The organism is Pseudomonas sp. Seg1 (genome assembly GCF_018326005.1).
Taxonomy (GTDB): domain Bacteria; phylum Pseudomonadota; class Gammaproteobacteria; order Pseudomonadales; family Pseudomonadaceae; genus Aquipseudomonas.
The window spans coordinates 2,485,873-2,505,876 of sequence record NZ_AP021903.1; the positions used below are offsets into that span (position 1 = coordinate 2,485,873).

Sequence of the window (20,004 nt, forward strand, 5' to 3'; positions counted from 1 at the left end):
GGCTAGACCTCCGCGTACATCCGGCCGGGATTGAACAGCCCTTGCGGGTCGAGTTGCGTCTTGAGTTGCCGGTGATAGCGCAGCAGTGTCGCGGGCAAAGGCTGGAACGGCGAGTCACAGGCGCCGTGGGTGAAACAGGTGGCGTGGCCGCCGAGTTCCTGGGCGAGTATATGAATGTGCTGGCTGTGCGATTTCAACCAGCGTTGCGCGCCGGCCCAGTCGATCAGTTGCGCGCCGGGCAGGTCTAGCGGGCCGAGATTGTTCGGCAATGACAGCCGCCACAGCGGCAGGCCCTCGTCAAAGAACGGCAAACGTTGCTCGTTCAAATCGCGCCAGAATACTGAGTCCAACGGCTCGCCACCCAAGCGTTGATGCGCCGCCGTCACTGATCCTTCGCCGCCCTCCAGTCGCAGGTACAGACTGTTGCCATCGTGGCACGCCGCGCTGATCGGCAACGGTTGCTGGCCCCATTCGGCGAGATTGGCCAGTGCCCGCGCGCAATCGATATCGAGGCGGATGCTCAGGCACTGGCGGGGTTTGGGCAGGACTTTCAGCGAGACTTCGGTCAGCACACCGAGACAGCCATAACTGCCGGCCATCAGCCGCGACAGGTCATAACCGGCGACGTTTTTCATCACCTCGCCGCCGAAACGCAGATGTTGACCGAGACCGGTGATCACTCGCGTGCCGAGGACGAAATCACGTACCGAGCCCGACCATGGCCGTCGAGGGCCGGACAGCCCGACGGCGATCATGCCGCCGACCGTGGCGCTTTCGCCGAACGACGGCGGCTCGCACGGCAACATCTGCCCGGCAGCGTCCAGTGCCGCGAGCAACTCGGACAATGGTGTACCTGCGCGTACGGTGACCACCAGCTCTGTTGGGTCATAACGGACGATGCCGCGATGCACGCGGGTATCGAGCACTTCACCGGCCACCTCGCGGCCGAGAAACGCCTTGCTGTTGCCGCCCTGAATTTTTAGCGGCGTGGCATTGGCCCGTGCTTCATTGACCTGATCGAGCAGGGCGTCGGCAGCATCGTAATCGGCCATCAGAAACGCTCCAGCTCGGGAAATGGCAGTTGCCCGGCGTGAATGTGCATGGCACCGAACTCGGCGCAGCGGTGCAGGGTCGGGATATTTTTGCCGGGGTTGAGCAGCCCTTGCGGGTCGAACGCGGCTTTAACGGCGTGGAACAGGCTGAGTTCGTCATTGTTGAATTGCGCGCACATCTGATTGATTTTCTCGCGGCCGACCCCGTGTTCGCCGGTGATACTGCCGCCAACGCGCACGCACAATTCGAGAATCTTGCCGCCGAGGGCTTCGGCGCGGTGCAGCTCGCCGGGCTGGTTGGCATCGAACAGAATCAGCGGATGCATGTTGCCGTCGCCGGCATGAAACACGTTGGCGACGCGCAAGCCGTACTCCTCACCGAGACGGGCGATGCCTCGCAGCACGCCGGGCAGTTCGCGGCGCGGGATGGTGCCGTCCATGCAGTAATAATCCGGCGACAAGCGGCCGATGGCCGGAAAGGCATTTTTGCGCCCGGCCCAGAAACGCACGCGCTCGGCTTCGTCGCGGGCCTGGCGCACTTCGGTAGCGCCGGCCGCGGTCATGACCTCGCGCACCCGTTGGCAGTCGTCGTGGACATCGGCTTCGACGCCATCGAGTTCGCACAGCAGGATCGCTTCGGCGTCGACCGGGTAGCCGGCGTGGATAAAGTCTTCGGCGGCGCGAATCGCCAGGTTGTCCATCATCTCCAGACCGCCGGGAATGATCCCCGCCGCAATGATTTCGGCCACGGCACGCCCGGCCTTTTCCACGGAGTCGAAACTGGCCAGCAGTACCTTGGCGACTTGCGGTTTGGGCAGCAGTTTGACGGTGACTTCGGTGATGATCCCCAGCAGACCTTCGGAACCGGTGAACAGTGCGAGCAAATCGAAACCCGGTGAATCGAGGGCCTCGGAGCCCAGGGTCAAGCGTTCGCCTTCAATGGTCAGCACTTCTACTTTCAGCAGGTTGTGCACGGTCAGGCCGTACTTGAGGCAATGCACGCCACCGGCGTTTTCGGCGACGTTGCCTCCGATCGAGCAGGCTATTTGCGAAGACGGGTCGGGCGCGTAATACAAACCGAACGGCGCGGCAGCCTGGGAGATCGCCAGATTGCGCACGCCGGGTTGCACGCGGGCGGTGCGGGCGGCGGGGTCGATGTGCAGGATGTTGTTGAAGCGCGCCATGACCAGCAGCAGGCCTTTTTCCAACGGCAAGGCACCGCCGGACAAACCGGTGCCAGCGCCACGGGCGACCACGGGGACGTTTTGCTGGTGGCACAGTTTGAGCAGGGTTTGCACTTGTTCGAGTCGATGGGGCAGGGCGACCAGCATCGGTGTGGTGCGGTAGGCGGAGAGGCCGTCGCATTCGTAGGGTTTGAGCTCTTCTTCGCGCCAGAGAATGTCGAGATCAGGCACGGCGCGCTGCAAGGCCTTAAGCAGATCGGCTTTGTTCACGTCAGGCAGCGGGCCGTCGAGGCGTTCGTCATACAGAATGTTCATCTCAACCCGAATCTCTCTGGTGATGATGAGGATTGACTGTGGTGAGGGGATTTATCCCCGATGGGTCGCGCAGCGGTCCCAGTGCAGAGAATGCTGAGGATCAGACAGATTGCATGCACAGGTTGGGGGCTGCTTCGCAACCCATCGGGGATAAATCCCCTCACCACATGGGGCGGGTTTGTCTTGAGGATCATTTTTGGTTTCCGAGGAATTCCCGGTACAACCTTGCAGTATTCCCCGGCTGTTCGACCATCGGCATATGCCCGACGCCATCCCACACGTCCACCTGCAAATTGGCGATGCCTTTGCTCCAGACCGGCACGCTGCTGACGTCGATCAACCGATCCTTGCGGCCCCACAGCAGCAGCGCGGGACATTTGATGTCGGCCAGTTTCGGCTCCATCGGCGGGCTGGCGCGGAAGTCACGAAAGATCTCTTCCAGGTCATCGCGTTGTTGTTCATAGCGCTGAGCAATCGCGTCCAGCACCAGCTTCGGCACCCACGGCGGCGAAGCCATGGTCATTGCATAAAACTGGCGGAATTCCTCCCGGGAATTGATCAGAAACGGGTTATGCCCACGGGCCAGGTGGCGCTCCATGTCGCTGGCCTCTGGTGCGGTTACGCCGGCCGGATCGATCAGCGCCACCGAAGCAATGCGATCCGGATACGTCGCCGCCAGCCACGCCGCGATGTAACCGCCCATGGAGTTGCCGATCACATGCACCTTTTCCACACCGCAGACATCCAGCAACTGGATCATGCGCTTGGCCTGCAGCGGAATGTCGTAGCCGCCGCCGGCCTTGAAGCCGGTTTCACCATGGCCCGCCAGGTCCGGAATGATCACCCGATACTGGCGCACGAAATGCCGGGAAAAGCGCAGCCACAGGTTCTTGTCGGCGCTGTAGCCGTGCAGCATCAGAATCGCACTGGCCGCCTCGTAAGGCCCACCTTGCCAGGTCGACACCGTCATCTCGGCAATCGGCACTTCAATCTTGTGCAGTTTGTACAACTTGGCCTCGATGGCCATGTTCAGGTCATACAGCCAGTGGCCAACCGCCGGATAACTCAACCAGCTCCAGGCCACGAACACCGCGAGGGCGACAAACAGCAAAAGCATCGACGTCTTCCTTTTACGTAGTCAGGACAAAATGTGGTCGGCCGGTTTCAGCGCCCGGGTCAAGCGGTGATAGCTGAAACTGAAGCCGGGAAACATCGCGATCACATGACCGCTCTTGCTTTGATACCAACTGTGGCAGCCGCCGGACTTCCAGACCGTGCGTTCCATCTCCCGGTGGATCATTTCAGTGTAGGTACGTTCTGCCTCGGGGCGCACTTCGATGCTGTGCAGGCCTCTGGCTTTTACAGTGCGGATGCAGTCGATGATGTAGTTCATCTGCGACTCGATGATGAACAGCGCCGAGGTGTGGCCGATGCCGGTGTTGGGCCCGGTGACGATAAACAGGTTGGGAAAGTCCGGCAGGCTGGTGCCGAGATAGGCGCGGGGATAGTCGGCCCAGACATCTCTGAGTTGCACGGCGTTTTTTCCGCTGACCGGGTAGGAAATTACCCCGTCGGTGGCGTCGTAACCGGTCGACCAGACGATCAGATCAACATCGACGTGCTGGCCGTCCTGAGTGTTGATCCCGCTTTCGTCGATTGCAGCGATGCCTTGTTCGCGGGTGTGCAGCGTCACGTTGGCGCGGTTCAGCGCCGGGTAATAAGTGCTGGAGACCAGCACCCGTTTGCAGCCGATGGTGAAGTCCGGAATGAGTTTTTCCTGCAGTGCCGGATCGGGCACCTGACGTTTGAGAAAACGCAGCGCCTGCTTTTGCACCATATGAATCGCCGGTTTCGAGTATTTGAAGGCGATCACCCGGGTTTCGAACTGCCAGTAGATCAGCCAGCGCAGCAGTTTGTAGGCTGGTTTCAGGCCCAGCAGCCAACGTTGAAACGGCCCGAACACGCGATCCCCGCGTGGTAACACCCAGTGCGGTGTGCGCTGGAACACATGCAGTTGTTCGACCTGCGGCGCAATCACTGGAATCACCTGCGCCGCGCTGGCGCCACTGCCAACGATGGCCACGCGTTTACCGCGATAGTCGTAGCCGTGATCCCAATTGTTTGTATGAAAGGTCTTGCCCTGAAAGCGATCTTGCCCGGGGAAGTGCGGGATCACCGGTTGGCTCAACGGCCCGGTGGCATTGATCAGGAACTGTGCGTAGAACGTGCCTTTGCTGGTCGTGTGCACGGCCCAGCGCTTTTGCGCGTCGTCCCACTCGACGCGTTCGACATTGGCTTGCAGTTCCACCCGCTCGCGCAGGCCGAACTGGTCGATGACGTGTTCGGTGTAGCGGTGCAATTCTGCCTGTTCGGCGAACATCTGCGACCAGCGGTAGGGCGCGAACGACAGCGAATACAGCGGCGACGGCACATCCACCGCCGCACCGGGGTAGGTGTTCTGGCACCAGGTGCCACCGAAAAAGTCGCGGCGTTCCAGCAGGCGAAAATCGTCGATGCCGGCCTTGAGCAGGTTGACCGCCGCGCACTGCCCGCCAAATCCGCTGCCGATGATCAACACTTGGTAGGTCTGCATGGGTCTCCTTCTTATAGTTGTTTTTCCATTTTCATCCTTTCAGGTATAGCCAAATATTTGCACTGTGCGCGTTGGCAATACTTCCCCATTGGAAGCGGGCTTGAGGTGTTCTGTTGAGGCCGCTGGCCGGTGATGGCTATTTAACGTTGCCCTGTTAGACTCCCAGCACATCCGTCCTGCGGTGTGCAGTTCCGTCGAGTGGTCGAGGCCCTTATGGGAAACACGGGAGGAAAGGGACTTTCATTAGCCAGGAGGCTTTATACATCGCGAGTCCTCGGGCTGATGCTTGGGCTGCTCTGCGTGTCCGTGGCGATGTACACGCTCGATCCGCCGCTGTGGGTCTGGGCGCTGATGTTGTTCAATGGCCTGGTCTGGCCGCATCTGGCGTATCAATGGGCGCGTCGCGCGCGGGTGCCGTACCACGCCGAACACCGCAATCTGTTGATCGACGCCTTCCTCGGTGGCTTCTGGGTCGCCGCCATGCATTTCAATCCGCTGCCCACGGCTACGACCATTTCGATGATGGCGATGAACAACGTCGCCATCGGCGGTTTGCGTTTTCTGCTGGCCGGTTCGGCGGCGCAACTGCTCGGTGTCGGCGTGGGACTGGTGGTGTTTGCCCCGGCGTTCGTGCCGCAAACCTCGCCTGCGCAAATGTATGCCTGTTTCCCGTTACTGCTCCTGTATCCGTTGGCCCTGGGCTGGATCTGCTTTCGACAGGCCTACACGCTCGGCCGGCATAAACGCGAGTTGCTGGCGCTGAGCCGCACCGACAGTCTCACCGGTTTGCTCAACCACGGCGCCTGGAAGGATCAACTGGAAATCGCTTTTCAGCGCTGCAAACGGCAGAAGCAGGGCGCGGCGATTGCGCTGATCGACATCGACCATTTCAAGGCAATCAACGACACCTACGGGCATGTCGCCGGCGACATCGTGTTGCGGCAATTGAGCAAGATGCTCAAGCAGAATCTGCGTGCCACCGACGTTGGCGGGCGTTATGGCGGCGATGAGTTCTGCGTGATCCTCCCGGATTTGCCGCTGTTTCATGCCGCGCAGGCGATGGAAGCATTGCGCGAGCGCTTCGCCACGCTGGGGTATGAGCAGAACCCGGCGTTGAAGGTCAGTCTGAGTATCGGACTGGCGGCGTACGAACCGGCCCATGCCGATGCGACGCGCTGGCTCAATGACGCGGATCAGGCGTTGTATGAAGCCAAGGCGAGCGGGCGCAATCGGGTGGTGTGCAATTGCGACAACCTGCCGAAACAGCCACTGCTCGACTCCGTCTGACCCGCATCACCTCAGTCCCCTTGTGGGAGCGAGCCTCTCGCGAAAGCGGTGGGTCAGCCACATTGAAATCGCCTGACACGACGCCTTCGCGAGCAGACTCGCTCCCACAGTTTTGTTCGGTGTCGGTCCTGGATATGTCGCTATCGGTATAGAGCCTTGCGCCGATGTCAGGTACGGTTCAGATCCCCCCGACGCGAAACAAGGATCGATTCATGACGTTCTCATTTTCCCGCTCCCTGCTGGCCGCCAGCCTTGGCCTGTCTCTCGCCATCAGTGCCGCCAGTGCCTTCGCCGAACCGCATAAACAAGTGCTCGCCGACGCCGAGCAATACCAGCCCGAAGCCTTGAAACTGCTGGAGCGGCTGGTCAACATCGACTCAGGCTCCGGCGATGAGCCAGGCCTCAAACAAGTCAGCGAGATCGCCATCGATGAGCTGAAAAAGCTCGGCGCAACGATTGAACTGGTGCCCAACACCCCGGAAAAAACCAACCACGTACTGGCCACGTTCAAAGGCACCGGCAAGGCGAAAATCCTCCTGATGGCGCACATGGACACGGTCTTCAAGGAAGGTTCGGCCGCCGAGCGGCCGTTCCACATCAAGGACGGTCGCGCCTACGGGCCGGGGGTGATGGACGACAAGGGCGGCATCGTCGCCGGGATCTACGCGCTGAAAGTCCTGAAAAACCTCGACTTCAAGGACTACGCGCAAATCACCTTCCTGCTCGATGCCAGCGAAGAAACCGGTTCGGACGTCGCCACCGACCTGATCAAGAAAACCGCCAAACTGCATGACGTGACCCTCAATCTTGAGCCGGGGCGCCCGGCCGATGGCCTGGTGGTCTGGCGCAAGGGCAGCGCGACGGCGCTGGTCGAGGTCAAGGGCAAAGCGGCGCATGCCGGGGTGGCACCGGAGCTGGGACGCAATGCGGCGATGGAGGCAGCGCATCAGATTCTGCAACTGGGCAAACTCGGTGATGAGGCGAAGAAAACCACCATCAACTTCACCGTGCTCAAGGCCGGCGATCGCACCAACGTGATCCCGGATCAGGCCACGGCCAAGGCTGACGTGCGCGCGGCGGTGCCGGAGGAGTTCGACCGTATCGAGAAGGATCTGGCGCGGGTGTCGCAGGACAAGTTGATTCCCGACACTGAAGTGAAGACCACTTTGCAACGCGGTTTACCGCCGATGCCGCAGACGGCCGAGTCGGATCGTCTGATGGCCATGGCCCAAGGGATTTACGGCGAGATCGGCCGCAAACTGACCGAGGAGGGCAGCGGTGGCGCGGCTGATGCCAGTTTGTCGGCGGGGGTGGGCACGCCGACGCTGGATGGCTTCGGGATTGTTGGCGGCAATATCCATACGCCGGAGGAATACGCCGAAGTGGCGAGCGTGGCGCCGCGGATTTATCTGTTGTCGCGGATGATTATGGAGTTGGCCAAGCCGCGGTGAGGTAGTAGTTGATCGTTCCCACGCTCTGCGTGGGAATGCCTCAACGGACGCTCCGCGTTCGGCTTTGTGTTGGACGCAGAGCGTCCCGGGCTGCATTCCCACGCGGAGCGTGGGAACGATCACTACGTGGCGTACAACTTTCCAAGACGTTTCCTACAACGTACCCTGTTGCCGCGTTTCGGTATCGACCCCTATAGTTCGGGCTCGCGGAATTTACCGCGAACGACCTTGGCCGGTCGTTACAGGAACGTACAGTTTGCTCAACATATTCAGTCGATGTTTGGCTGTGATGTTGTGTTATGGCGGCTGTGCGTGGGACACCTTCGGGTGTGCCGGTTCCTGTATCCGGTCGGCCAACCCGCGTACGGCTGCCACCTTCCTCGTTTGGCCGCGACTGGTGGTAGCTCTCTCATTACAGGAGTTATACCAATGTGTGATCAAGTAATGCCCCGCTTCCTCCCCATCGACACCTACGACGCCGAATCCCCGGTGCTCTTCCGTAACACCCACTCAGAACTCAGCGACATGGCCGCCTGTGCGATGCACCGGTTCGTCGTCGTGCGCGATCTGGCCGACACCTTGGCCAGTCTCAACCTCAAAGACATTTCCGATTGTGATCTGACGCGGGTGACCAGCGCGGTGCATCTGTTGATGCGCGAGGGGTGTGCGATTCTAAATGTGATTCAGGCGCGGGCGATGCAGCGGGAGGAGGCGTACAAAACCCCGATGTAGCGGTGATGCGGCCGGCCTCATCGCTGGCAAGCCAGCTCCCACAGGGTTTGGTGAATGACCACTAATTTGCAGCTGGCCGCATAACCTGTGGGAGCTTGGCTTGCCAGCGATGGCGTCAGCCCGGCCAACTTATTACTCCTTGACGCTCATGTATTCCTTGGCCCAGAGAATGTATTCCTCCGGCTGGGTATAGGTGTGCGTCAACTCGGTCGCGCTCAAGTCGGAAGCCTGGGTAAAGATCTGCCGCTGTTCGCGCAGGCTGTCGTAGGTTGCCTTGATCGCCGCAAAGTAAGCGCCATGCCCATCGATGGTCACACGCACGCCCAGTTCGGCCAGACGCTTGTCGTCACGCAGCGCCGGGTTGCCGTAGGTGACCAGCATCAGTGGCACGGTCAGGTGTTCGGCGATCTGCTCAAGCTGATCGAAGTCCTGCACGCCCACCATGCAGATGCCGTCAGCGCCTGCGGCCTGATATTGGCGGGTGCGGCTGACGATTTCCTGGTTCGGCAAAATGCCGGCGTTGGTGCGGGCGATGATCGCCATTTCCGAATCGACCCGGGCTTCCAGTGCCGCGCGGATCTTGCCGACGCCTTCGGCGACCGAGATCAGATCGGTGGATTTACGCCCGAATTGCGCGGGCAGCAGGGTGTCTTCGATGGTCAGGGCGGCGACGCCGGCGCGTTCCAGTTCGACGATGGTGCGCATCACGTTGAGGGCGTTGCCGTAGCCGTGGTCGGCATCGGCGATCACCGGCAATTGGGCGACGCGGCCGATGCGGGTGGCCTGTTCGGCGAACTCGCTGAGGGTGATCAGGGCAAAGTCCGGCGCGCCGAGCACCTGCAATGAGGCCACGGACCCGCCGAGAATCCCCACTTCGAAACCCAGGTCAGCGGCAATGCGTGCGGACATCGGGTCGAACACCGAAGCCGTGTGGTAGCAGGTGTCGGAGGCCAGCAGCTGACGGAAGTTACGGCGCAAATCTTGATGAGAAAGCCTGGTCATACGAGTTCCACCAATACAAAGGAATGGAAAGGCTTGAGCAAAGGTGTCAACGCCGAAGAGTGAAAAGGCTATCACGCGAATGGGTCAAGGATCATGACGAATTTGCAAGGTGGCTGTTTGCCGACGAATCTCCTGCTGAAAGGATTCATCTTCGAAGGAGTGGACAGTCAGGCTGCCACAGCCTGCTGCTGTTGATTGGGCAACATTACCGCCCTGACCGAATTGCCCGGTTGCAACTGCAAGCGTTTGGCCGTCAGACGATCGATCACCAGGCTGCTGCCGACCCGACGCGCCCGCGCCACCGTGATGCGGCAGTTTTCCAGGCGGCGGTTATGGATCAGCCACAGAGGCGCCTGTTCGTCCGGGCTGCCGAGGCTCAGGGTCAACTCAAGGCTGTCGCGTACCGTGCGGATGTTGCGGACCGGCGCTTCAATCACCGGCCCACCGTCAAAAATGTCGATATAGCCCTTATGCGTGAAACCCTCGGCCTGAAGAATTTTCAGCGCCGGCTCGGTGTTGGGGTGTGCCTGGCCGATGGCCGCCTGGGCCTGTTCAGTGAGCATGCAGGTGTACAGCGGTTGGCGCGGCATCAGCTCAGCGATAAAGGATTTGTTGCCCAGCCCCGACAAATGGTCGGCGTGGCTGAAATCCATTTGAAAGAAGTGCCGACCCAGGCTATCCCAGAACGGCGAACAGCCCAGCTCATCGGCGCTGCCGCGCAATTCGGCGATCATCTTTTCGCCAAACAGGTGCGGAAACTCGGCGACGAACAGCAGGCGCCCCAACGACAGCAGACGCCCGTTACTGCCGTGACGATGCTCATGGCCCAGAAACAACGAGCACAACTCCGATTGGCCAGTCAGTTCATTGTTGAGAAACAGCGTCGGAATCTGCCGCTGAATGCCCAGGTTCGGCGCCGAACTCACGGTCAAACCGACGCGATAGTTGTACCAGGGCTCGCGCAAGCCGATCGCCCCGGCCATGGCGCTGACGCCGACCACGCGCATGTCATCGTCTTCGAGCACGAACAGGTAGTCGGCGTCGGCACGTTCCACCTGTTCGGCGAACGCGCGTTGCGCCCAGCGTACCCGGTGGGACAGGCGATCTTCATTGGCCGGCAGGGTGGTGAACCCAGGGCCCGCCTGTTTTACCAGAGCCATCAAGGCTGGCAGGTCGCTGACTTTAACCGGGCGGACAATCATGCTGTAACTCCTTCTGCGCGCCTGTTCGGGCACTGTCGTTGGGTGCGGAACCGGGCGCGGTTCACAGGGCAATCAGGCGGATCTGGCTGCCATCGGTCACGTTCAGCGCCGCACACATTGCAGGGGTGAGGGACAGCGGTTGATCGGGCTGGTAATCGAGTTCGGCGACGATGGCCCGGAAGCCGTGCAGCGCATCGTTGCTCAGCAGATAACGGCCACGCGCATCAATCTGTGGCTGTTGCTGAACGGCGGCGACCTGGCTGTGGACGATCGAGCGGATGTTCGCCGTGCGCGCGAACAGCGTCGGGCCGGCGTCGAACAGGTCGATGTAGCTGTTGGTTTCAAAACCTTCACGCTCAAGAATGTCGAAGGCTTCCTGGCCGTCCGGATGGATTTTGCCAATACAGTCCTGCGCCGCTTGCGGCAGCATCGGCACGTAGATCGGGTATTGCGGCATCAGTTCGGCAAGGAATGTGCGGCTCTGCAACCCGCACAAACGCTCGGCTTCGACGTAGGGCAGATCGAAGAAATGCTTGCCCAGCGCATCCCAGAACGGCGAGTTGCCGCTCTCGTCGCTGTAACCGACGATTTCGGTGATCACCGCTTCGGCAAAGCGCTGCGCGTGGGCCGCGATGAACAGCAAGCGTGCCCGCGAGAGCAATTCGGAAAACGGCGTGCGCTCCAGCATCGAGTCGATGTGGAAACCGCGCAGCAGGGTGTGATCGTTCAGGTCGTGGCACAACGACAGCGCCGGCACGCCGTGCTCAATGTTCAGTTCCCGCGAGGCACTGGTGAAGTGGCGGTTGCGCAGGCTGTAGAAGGGTTCGTCGAAACCGGCGGTGGCGAGAATCTCCGAGCAGCCCAACAGCCGCTGATTGCTCAGGTCTTCCAGCACGAAGAAGTAGTTTTCCGGGCCGTGCGCCGCGGCGTCGCTGTCGAACGACGCAGAGGAAGCGGCGATTTTCTCGCGCAGGCGGTCGCTGTCGTCCGGCAGGGAGGTCACGCCCACCAGGCTGTCGCGGGCCAATTGTTGGAGCTGGGTCAGGTCAGTCGCTTCGACTGGGCGTAAGACCAGCATGGATGTACTCCTGTATCAAAAGGTTCGGCGAATCACCGAACCTGACTATCACTGTCGGGTTCCACGCGTTAAATCGGCGGTCGCCTGATTTGTTGTCAGACGCCGCTCTTTTTCTTGTCAGCCGTTGCTCGGGTCAGGCAACGCGGTACTGGCGCCGAGCTTGTTGAGGAAGAACAGGTACACCAAACCCAGGGCAATCCAGATCAGGCCGAGTTTCTGCGCATCGACGCCCATGTTGTACATGATGGCCGCGACGATGATGAAGCCGATCACCGGGCAGATCAGGTGGCGCACAACCTGACCGGACTTTTGCCGACGCCAGTAGTAGTTGATGACGGTCAGGTGCAGCAGCATGAAACCGCTGAGTGCGCCGAAGTTGACCAGCGAGGTCAGGGTGTCGACCGAGTTGATGAACAGGTAGCAGATCACCAGCGACAGCACCGCCACCAGATAAATGCTCAGGTACGGCGTGTTGTGTTTTGGGTGGACCTTGGCCAGCACTTTCGGCAGCTTGCCGTCGCGGGCCATGCCGAACAGCAGGCGCGAGACCGCGGCTTGCGAGGTGATCGCCACGGCCACGCCCCAAGCCAGTGCAGTCGCCACACCGGTCAGCGTCGCCAGCCAACTGCCAGCGGCGATTTCGGCGATTTCATAGAACGCGGTGTCGGCTGACTTGAAGCCCATGCCGGCGGCCAGATCGGTAGCGATCCAGGTTTGCGCAACGAAAATCACGCCCATGACCACAAGTGTGATCAACGCGGCTTTGCCGACGCTCTTGCCCGGGTCGCCTTTGATTTCTTCAGCGAGGGTGGAAATCGCATCGAAGCCAAGGAACGACAGTACTGCGATCGATACCGCTTGCATCAGCAGGGCGAAGTTGAAGGTTTCCGGGTGATACAGCGGCGCCAGGGTCAGCTCACCGTTACCGCCGCCGTTGTGCAAGGCGTTCCAGGCGTAGAACAGGAAGATCCCCAGCACCACCAGTTGCGCCAGCAGGAAAATGATGTTCATCCGTGCGGTGAAGGTGATGCCGCGCAGGTTGACGAAGGTCGCGCTGACAAGAAACGCCAGAATGAAGCCGACTTTCGGAATGTCCGGATACAAGTGATTGAGCGCCATGGCCGCATACACATACAGCAGCGGCGGAATCAGCAGGTAATCGAGCAGCATCAGCCAGCCGGCGATGAAGCCGACGTGTTGATTGAGGCCGCGCTGTGCGTAGGAGTACACGGAACCGGCAATCGGAAAAGCCTTGGCCATGCTGCCGTAGCTCAGTGCCGTGAACAGCATCGCCACCATGCCGATGATGTACGCCAGCGGCACCATCCCCGGTGCCTCGGCGTTGACGTAGCCATACACACCGAACGGGGCGATGGGGATCATGAAGATCATCCCGTAGACCACCAGGTCGGTGAGGGTCAGGCTACGTTTCAACTCTTGCTTGTAGCCGAATTCTTCAATTTCCATGAAGCGCAACTCCTTGTCAGCCATCGATTGTTTTTTAGTTGTTCTATCGGTAATCCGTTACAGCATCAGCAGTCTCTACAGACGTTTTTTCTTACAGCAATGGCGCCAGATACCCAGCCCAGCGCGCCACGTCTTCGGGATTGCGCAGCAAGTCGTTGCGCACCTCGATCAGCACTGAATCCAGACCCCGGGCATCGCCATGCACGGGCACGGTCATATCGCCCAGTGGATCGATCTTGTAGGGCTGGTTGCCGGCCACTTTCAGCGGGTGTTTTTCGAGACCGTCGAGCAAACGCTGGGCGTAAGCCTTGGCCTGGCCGAACAGCACGCCGATTTCCAGCGAGCGTGGCTGGCCGTAGTACACCGGGGTGAAACTGTGAATCCCGACCACTCGCACCGGTTGGCCCATGGCGATGCGCTCGTCGATCAGTGTCTGCAAACGCGCGTGGAACGGTTTGAACAGCGTCTGCCGACGGTATTCGCGCGCGGCTTCGTCCAGCTCACGGTTGCCCGGCACCTGATAGATCTCGCTCTGCGCGGGAATGCTGTCGGGGGCATGCCGTGGGCGATTGAGGTCGATCAGCAGCCGCGAATAGTTGGCGCTCAGCAGCGTTGCGCCGAGTTGCTCCGACAATCGTTCGGCCAGTTGCAGCGCACCGATGTCCCACGCAATGTGTTCACGGGCGGCGACATCGTCCAGGCCCAGATTGTTCAGGGCCTCGGGGATGTAGCGACTGGCGTGCTCGCACACCAGAATCAACGGGTGCGTCGAGTCGGCGCGGCTCAGGTTGTAGACCGGTCGGGTGTACAACCCCAGCTCGGCGGATTCAGTACAGGCGTGCATAGTGCTCACACAGGTCAGCGGGCGAGAGCTGTTCCGTCAGCGCCAGTTCCTCGGTTTTCAGGGCGTGGTAAGTGTCGAGCAACGGCTTGGGCAGCCATTCGTTGAAGGCGGCGCTGTCGCGCAGGCAATCCAGGGCCTGGGCCAGCGAGGCGGGCAGGGCGACGATGCCCCGGGCCTTGCGTTGCTCGTCGTTGAGTGAATCGGGCATTTCATCGGTGATCGCGTTCAAGGCCAGACGCTGTTCGATGCCCAGGCGTCCGGCAATCAACAGTGCGGCCATGGCCAGGTGCGGCGAGGCGGTGGCGTCCATGGCGCGGAACTCGACGTTGAATTGCGTGGCTACGGGTTTGCCGCCGAGGGTCACGGTCGGGCAAATGCGCAACGCAGCTTCACGGTTCTGTTGGCCGAGGCAGGCGTACGACGCGCTCCAGTGATGCGGCTGCAAACGCTCGTACGACACCGGCGTCGGTGCGGTGAACGCACACAACGCCGGCAAGTAATGCAGGATGCCCGCCGCCCAATGCTGGCCGAGGGTCGACAGGCCATTGCTGGTGCCGGCGTCGTAGAGCATCGGCTGGCCGGCCAGATCGAGCAGGCTGACGTGCAGGTGCACGCCGTTGCACACCGCGTCGGCTGCGGTTTTCGGCGCGAAGCTCAGGTCGAGGCCCATTTGCCGGGCGATCTCGCGGGTGATCTCGCGCACATTGACCGCACGATCCGCCGCGGCGACGCCAAGCGTCGGGCGGCAGGTGATTTCGTATTGGTGCTTGCCGTATTCAGGCAGGAACATTTCCGGTTCGACACCGCCGGCACGCAAGGCGCTGAGCAGCCAGCCACCGAATTCGGCGCCCTGGCGCTGGGCTTCGAGGGAAAACGCCAGGTGTTCGGCAAAGCCTGCGTGCAGGTTGAATTCATGTTCGAACGCGGCATTGACCTGCAAGCCGAGTTGATCGCGATAGCGTTCGATTTCGTCGCGCAACAGCGTGCGCGGGCAGGCACCCCACGGCCGGCCATCGGTTTCGCGGATGTCGCCATGGATAAAGTCCAGCGCGGGCGCTTCGGGATCCGGGCCGTTGCTGACGGTAACGCGGCTGCTCAGGTCGGGGATCAGACGCAAGTCGCCATAGGCGCCCCACGGATTGGTCGAGGCAATGATGTCCTGCGGCGTCAGCGCGCTGTTGGCCGGCACCCAGCCACAACCGGCGGCTTGGTAGTGTTCCAGCTCATCGGTGGGAAACGAGCGGCCACGGGTGATGCCGATCAGGTCGGTGGTGACGATGGTGGTCATCGGCAACGGCGTCAGGCGGGCGCTCATGGCCGCATCTCCTGCAACCGGCCGAGCACGGTTTGCGTGTCGGTGATCCAGCAATAGCCCTTGATCGCGTTGAGGCAGGCGTCATGTCGCGCCGGGGTGTAGGTGGCGCAGGCGTCTTCGACCAGCGTTACCAGATAGCCGCGGTCGGCGGCGTCACGCACGGCCATGTCCACGCACTGGTCGGTGACAATGCCGGCGATGATCAGGTGACGGGTTTCAAGGTTGCGCAGCACGTAGTCGATGTTGGTCGAGTTGAAGACCCCGGAAGAGGTTTTCGGCAGGACGATTTCATTTTCCACCGGGGTCAGGTCTTCGATGATCCGCGCCTGCACGCTGCCCTTGGGCAGATGCATATCCGACAGTTTGTGATCCAGCGAGCGGTCGCGGCCGTCGGCGGTCAGGCTTTCGATAATGGTATGGAGCACGTTCTGCCGCGCCTCGCGAAAGGCGCTGAGCAAACGTCGCTGATTGGGCACCACCTGCATGTGTGCACGGGTCAGGAAATACTCGGCGTCCGGGCCGTTCAGGTGCGGGTCGAATTGCGGTTCGAGCCAGGCACGCTGCATGTCCACCAACAACAACGCAGTGTGATCGGTGACAAAGGGCAAGTCCCGCGGCGAGCGGTGGGGAAGGCTGAACATCCTTATTTATCCTCCAGCAGGTGGGTGTTGAAGTCGTTGCGCAGGGCGTCGATGCCTTCCAGGCGATCGGCCAGATTGTCGGTGCGCAGGGTCAGGCAGGCGATCAGCGCTTCGACCTGTGCCAGCGCTGGCACCATGGTGTCGAACGGCGAGGCCGATTCCACCGGGGCGCTGATGATCAGGTCGGCCATTTCGCGCAGCGGCGAGGCGTAGATGTCAGTGAACAACACCACGCGTGCGCTATTGTTTTTCGCCGCACTGGCGACGCGCAGGGCCTGGGTCTGATAGCGGCGGTAGTCGAATACCAGCACCACGTCCTGACGTTGCAGATCGAACAGTCGATCCGGCAGTTGCGCGTTGTCCTCCAGGGCAAAGCAACCGGGGCGCAACAGGCGCAAGTGATTGAGCAGGTAAGTCGCCATCAGGCTGCTGAAACGCCCGCCGAAGCAATACACCTGATGCCGGGCATCGAGCAGCCAGTCGGTGAGGATGCGCACATCTTCAGGCTGGGTCAGCGATTGTGTATCGACCAACAAGCGATGGCTGTCAGCCAGATAGTGGCTCCAGGCGTCATCCTTGTGCTGTTGCGCGCGAGGTTGCAACAACGTACGAGGCGAGCGCAGGCGATGGTCCATGTCGCTGAGCAGCGCATCCTGGAATTCGGCGTAACCGCCGAAACCGAGTTTTTTTACCAGCCGTACGATGGTCGGATCGCTGACTCCGGCATGTTCGGCCAGACGCGCCATCGGCCCCAGGCCGTTTCTCGGGTACTGGTCCAGCAAGGCGCGCACGACTTTACGTTCCGACGGCGTAAGATCGAGGCCGGGGTCGGTGATCAAGTCTCTGAGAGGGGGCATCCTGGCTCCTGCTGGATGGGTGTGTCGAATTCGCTTCACAATCCGTTAAAACAGTATTTATGTAACTGGCGCTACATGTCTAGTGAATTCTTCGTGCTGTTGAAAAGGCCCCAAAATGAAGCAAGACGCCCGTGTAACAAGGGCTACACCGGAGTCGACAGGTCTTGTAGTCCATTGCCCATAGCCATGTCAGACATTACCGTTTTTGCGCTTAAGTCACTTTTTCGCGACATTGCATCAAGCCCCCCTGAACCCCCGGTTTACGGCACAATTGCCCTCGATTCGGCATTGCGCCGTGGATTTTCATGACTCTCGACAGAGTGAATAATCGTGCAGACCACCCGTTTGACCCTGATGTGCCATGCGCGAACCGTCGCACAAAAATTGGCGTGTTTTCCTACGAATGAGCCTGTTGAAAACACTGCGCTGGCTTCTGACTCGCTGGCCGGGCGTTTCGCAGCCCCGCGACGTCTGATCTGCGGCCCTGAATTGCGCACTTGCCAGACGGCTCGGTGGTTCGGTGCCGATGCGCAAGTCGACGAGGCACTGCGCGATTGTGATTGGGGGCGGTGGCACGGCCGGGCGATCAAGGATCTGCAGCGTGAGGAAGACGCGGCGCTGCAGGCCTGGCTGGAAGATCCTCACGCCACAGCTCATGGTGGTGAATCGGTGGCCCAGCTTTGTGAGCGTGTGGCAGCGTGGCTGCAAAGTTTGCAAGCCACGCCGGGCCACGTGGTGGCGGTCACCCATCCGTTCGTCATCCGCGCCGCGCTGATCCAGATGATGGGCGGCTCAGCCTTTCATTGCATTGATGTCGAGCCGCTGTCGGTGATCGAATTGCGCTTTACCGGTCTCTGGCGACTGCGCTTGCCCGGTCTCGACCTTGAAGGAGCACGCTGATGAAACAACTGTTGGTGATTGGCATCGGCGCCGGTAATCCGGACTACATCACGATGCAGGCGGTGAAAGCGCTGAACCGCGTGGATGTGTTCTTTCTGATGGATAAAGGCCAGAGCAAGGACAAACTGATCGATCTGCGTCGCGAAATCTGCGAGCGCTATATCACCGATCCGACGTACCGCTTCGCCGAGGCCAACAGCCCGGAGCGTAAGCGCGGTGATGTGGACTACAGCGCCAGCGTCGATGATCTCAACCGCGCCAAGCAGCAAACCTTCGAACGGCTGATCAATGACGAATTGTCTGACGGTGAGTGCGGCGGTTTTCTGGTGTGGGGCGATCCGGCGTTGTATGACAGCACTGTTCGGATTTTGCAGGCGATTCTTGCGCAAGGCCGCTGTGCCTTCGAGTTTGAAGTGATCCCGGGGATTACCAGCGTTCAGGCGCTGGCCGCGCAGCACAAGGTGCCGCTGAACACCATCGGAAACTCGGTGGAAATCACCACGGGCCGGCGGTTGGCGGCTGGCAAGGTCAGTGACGCGGACAGTCTGGTGGTGATGCTCGATGCTGAAGATTCCTACCACCATGTGGCTGATCCACAGACCGAGATTTACTGGGGGGCTTACTTGGGGACGCCGGATGAGATCCTGATCAGCGGCAAGCTGGGGGAGGTGGCGGATGAAATCGAACGGGTGCGCAAGGCTGCGCGGCTGGAGCATGGGTGGATCATGGATACGTATCTGCTGCGCAAGCCATAGATTTCACTGACTGGACGGGCTCCTTCGCGAGCAGGCTCGCTCCCACACTTTTGATTTGTAACCGACACAATCCCCTGCAGGAATGCAGCTAAGCAGGGCAGGCAGCGGGCGGATGTCGTGGATCCGCCCGCTGTCTGTATTGCTCGTTACACGCGTTGCAGCGCCAGGGCTACGCCTTGACCGCCACCGATGCACAGGGTCGCCAGACCCTTTTTCGCATCACGTTTGATCATTTCATGCAGCAGGGTCACCAGTACGCGGCAACCCGATGCGCCAATCGGGTGACCCAGCGCGATCGCGCCGCCGTTGACGTTGACCTTGTCCAGATCCCATTGCAGATCTTTGGCCACCGCCAGCGATTGCGCGGCGAAGGCCTCGTTGGCTTCGATCAGGTCGAGTTGGCCAATGTCCCAGCCGGCCTTGGCCAGGCAGCGACGGGTGGCCGAAACCGGGCCGATGCCCATGATTGCCGGGTCGACACCGGCGTTGGCGTAAGCGGCAATGGTCGCCAGCACCGGCAGGCCCAACGCTTTGGCTTTTTCGGCGCTCATCAAGATCACCGCTGCAGCGCCGTCGTTCAGCGACGAAGCGTTGCCGGCAGTGACGCTGCCGTCCTTTTTGAACGCTGGACGAAGCTTGGCCAGCGACTCGGCGGTGGTATCGCCACGCGGTTGTTCGTCAACCTTGAATGCCACCGGATCGCCTTTGCGCTGTGGAATCAGGATCGGCGTGATCTCATCGACAAAACGCCCGGCCTCAATGGCTGCGGCGGCTTTCTGTTGGGACGCGGCAGCGAAGGCATCTTGCTGTTCGCGGCTGATCTCGTATTTCTCGACCAGGTTCTCGGCGGTGATGCCCATGTGGTAATCGTTGAACGCATCCCACAGACCGTCGCTGATCATGGTGTCGACGATTTGCGCGTGGCCCATGCGCAAACCGGTGCGGGCGCCCGGCATCACGTAGTTGGACAAACTCATGTTTTCCTGGCCGCCGGCGATGATCACGTCGGCGTCGCCGCAACGGATAGCTTGCGCACCGAGGTGCAGAGCCTTCAGGCCCGAGCCGCACACCTTGTTCAGGGTCATGGCCGGTACGGCGTGGGGCAGGCCAGCCTTGATCGCGGCCTGACGCGCCGGGTTCTGGCCGGCGCCGGCAGTCAGCACCTGACCCATGATCACTTCATCCACTTGAGCACCGTCCAGGCCGGTCTGCTCCAGCAACTGACGGATCACCGCAGCGCCCAGATCTACAGCGGAAACACTGGCCAGGGAGCCCTGGAAACTGCCGATCGCGGTACGCGTGGCGGCAACAATGACGACATCTTGCATT

At 61.0% G+C, this 20,004-nt stretch carries 18 protein-coding genes; 5 read left to right on the forward strand and 13 right to left on the reverse strand.

Annotation, left to right across the window (positions count from 1 at the left end; all coding sequences use genetic code 11):
* Positions 1-2: 2 nt before the first annotated feature.
* From glcE to KI231_RS11035, 4 genes are all read right to left on the reverse strand, one after another.
* The gene (gene glcE / locus KI231_RS11020) at positions 3-1,052 is read right to left on the reverse strand and encodes a glycolate oxidase subunit GlcE (RefSeq protein WP_213028234.1); all 1,050 of its coding nucleotides are present in this window, start codon (positions 1,050-1,052) and stop codon (positions 3-5) included.
* Entirely contained in the window at positions 1,052-2,551 is a 1,500-nt protein-coding gene (gene glcD / locus KI231_RS11025) for a glycolate oxidase subunit GlcD (RefSeq protein ID WP_213028235.1), read from the reverse strand. The genes glcE and glcD overlap by 1 nt, the downstream gene beginning before the upstream one ends.
* A 190-nt stretch (positions 2,552-2,741) precedes the next feature.
* On the reverse strand, positions 2,742-3,668 hold the full coding sequence (locus tag KI231_RS11030) for an alpha/beta fold hydrolase (RefSeq protein WP_213028236.1): 927 nt from the start codon (positions 3,666-3,668) through the stop codon (positions 2,742-2,744).
* A 21-nt stretch (positions 3,669-3,689) separates the two neighbouring features.
* Positions 3,690-5,144 carry a flavin-containing monooxygenase gene (locus KI231_RS11035; protein WP_213028237.1) on the reverse strand — a complete coding sequence of 485 codons (1,455 nt, stop codon included), beginning with the start codon at positions 5,142-5,144 and terminating at the stop codon, positions 3,690-3,692.
* A 213-nt stretch (positions 5,145-5,357) separates the two neighbouring features.
* On the opposite strand from KI231_RS11035, the gene KI231_RS11040 reads away from it, so the two are divergent.
* The 3 genes from KI231_RS11040 (at position 5,358) to KI231_RS11050 (ending at position 8,614) form a co-directional block, all read left to right on the forward strand.
* Complete coding sequence (locus KI231_RS11040; RefSeq protein ID WP_103306894.1) at positions 5,358-6,431, forward strand: diguanylate cyclase; 1,074 nt, start codon at positions 5,358-5,360, stop codon at positions 6,429-6,431.
* Positions 6,432-6,643: 212 nt separating this feature from the next.
* Positions 6,644-7,882, forward strand: coding sequence for a M20/M25/M40 family metallo-hydrolase (locus KI231_RS11045; RefSeq protein ID WP_213028238.1), 1,239 nt, complete (start codon positions 6,644-6,646; stop codon positions 7,880-7,882).
* A gap of 429 nt (positions 7,883-8,311) precedes the next feature.
* Positions 8,312-8,614 (forward strand): hypothetical protein, encoded by a 303-nt coding sequence (locus KI231_RS11050; protein ID WP_213028239.1) that lies wholly within the window; start codon positions 8,312-8,314, stop codon positions 8,612-8,614.
* 132 nt (positions 8,615-8,746) lie between these two features.
* Here KI231_RS11050 and KI231_RS11055 read toward each other — a convergent pair whose 3' ends face one another.
* The 8 genes from KI231_RS11055 to KI231_RS11090 form a co-directional block, all read right to left on the reverse strand.
* A complete protein-coding gene (locus tag KI231_RS11055; protein ID WP_213028240.1) occupies positions 8,747-9,616 on the reverse strand; it encodes an oxaloacetate decarboxylase in 870 nt (289 codons plus the stop codon).
* Positions 9,617-9,783: 167 nt separating this feature from the next.
* A complete protein-coding gene (gene astA / locus KI231_RS11060) occupies positions 9,784-10,818 on the reverse strand; it encodes an arginine N-succinyltransferase (protein WP_103306897.1) in 1,035 nt (344 codons plus the stop codon).
* Between the two features lie 61 nt (positions 10,819-10,879).
* Positions 10,880-11,896 carry an arginine N-succinyltransferase gene (locus KI231_RS11065; protein WP_213028241.1) on the reverse strand — a complete coding sequence of 339 codons (1,017 nt, stop codon included), beginning with the start codon at positions 11,894-11,896 and terminating at the stop codon, positions 10,880-10,882.
* 117 nt (positions 11,897-12,013) lie between these two features.
* Entirely contained in the window at positions 12,014-13,363 is a 1,350-nt protein-coding gene (locus KI231_RS11070) for an APC family permease (RefSeq protein ID WP_213028242.1), read from the reverse strand.
* 91 nt (positions 13,364-13,454) lie between these two features.
* On the reverse strand, positions 13,455-14,207 hold the full coding sequence (locus KI231_RS11075; RefSeq protein WP_213028243.1) for an N-formylglutamate amidohydrolase: 753 nt from the start codon (positions 14,205-14,207) through the stop codon (positions 13,455-13,457).
* Positions 14,191-15,522, reverse strand: a complete 1,332-nt coding sequence (locus KI231_RS11080) for a type I glutamate--ammonia ligase (protein ID WP_103306901.1) — start codon at positions 15,520-15,522, stop codon at positions 14,191-14,193. Before KI231_RS11080 ends, KI231_RS11075 begins: the two co-directional genes overlap by 17 nt.
* Positions 15,519-16,163 carry a cysteine hydrolase family protein gene (locus tag KI231_RS11085; RefSeq protein WP_103306902.1) on the reverse strand — a complete coding sequence of 215 codons (645 nt, stop codon included), beginning with the start codon at positions 16,161-16,163 and terminating at the stop codon, positions 15,519-15,521. The genes KI231_RS11080 and KI231_RS11085 overlap by 4 nt, the downstream gene beginning before the upstream one ends.
* A 2-nt stretch (positions 16,164-16,165) precedes the next feature.
* Positions 16,166-17,020, reverse strand: a complete 855-nt coding sequence (locus KI231_RS11090; RefSeq protein ID WP_103306903.1) for a MurR/RpiR family transcriptional regulator — start codon at positions 17,018-17,020, stop codon at positions 16,166-16,168.
* 330 nt (positions 17,021-17,350) lie between these two features.
* On the opposite strand from KI231_RS11090, the gene KI231_RS11095 reads away from it, so the two are divergent.
* Both KI231_RS11095 and cobF read left to right on the forward strand, forming a co-directional pair.
* Complete coding sequence (locus KI231_RS11095) at positions 17,351-17,920, forward strand: histidine phosphatase family protein (RefSeq protein ID WP_213028244.1); 570 nt, start codon at positions 17,351-17,353, stop codon at positions 17,918-17,920.
* Positions 17,920-18,675 carry a precorrin-6A synthase (deacetylating) gene (gene cobF, locus KI231_RS11100; protein ID WP_213028245.1) on the forward strand — a complete coding sequence of 252 codons (756 nt, stop codon included), beginning with the start codon at positions 17,920-17,922 and terminating at the stop codon, positions 18,673-18,675. The genes KI231_RS11095 and cobF overlap by 1 nt, the downstream gene beginning before the upstream one ends.
* Before the next feature lie 146 nt (positions 18,676-18,821).
* On the opposite strand, the gene KI231_RS11105 is transcribed toward cobF, so the two are convergent.
* On the reverse strand, positions 18,822-20,003 hold the full coding sequence (locus KI231_RS11105; RefSeq protein WP_213028246.1) for an acetyl-CoA C-acetyltransferase: 1,182 nt from the start codon (positions 20,001-20,003) through the stop codon (positions 18,822-18,824).
* Between the last annotated feature and the right edge of the window lies 1 nt (position 20,004).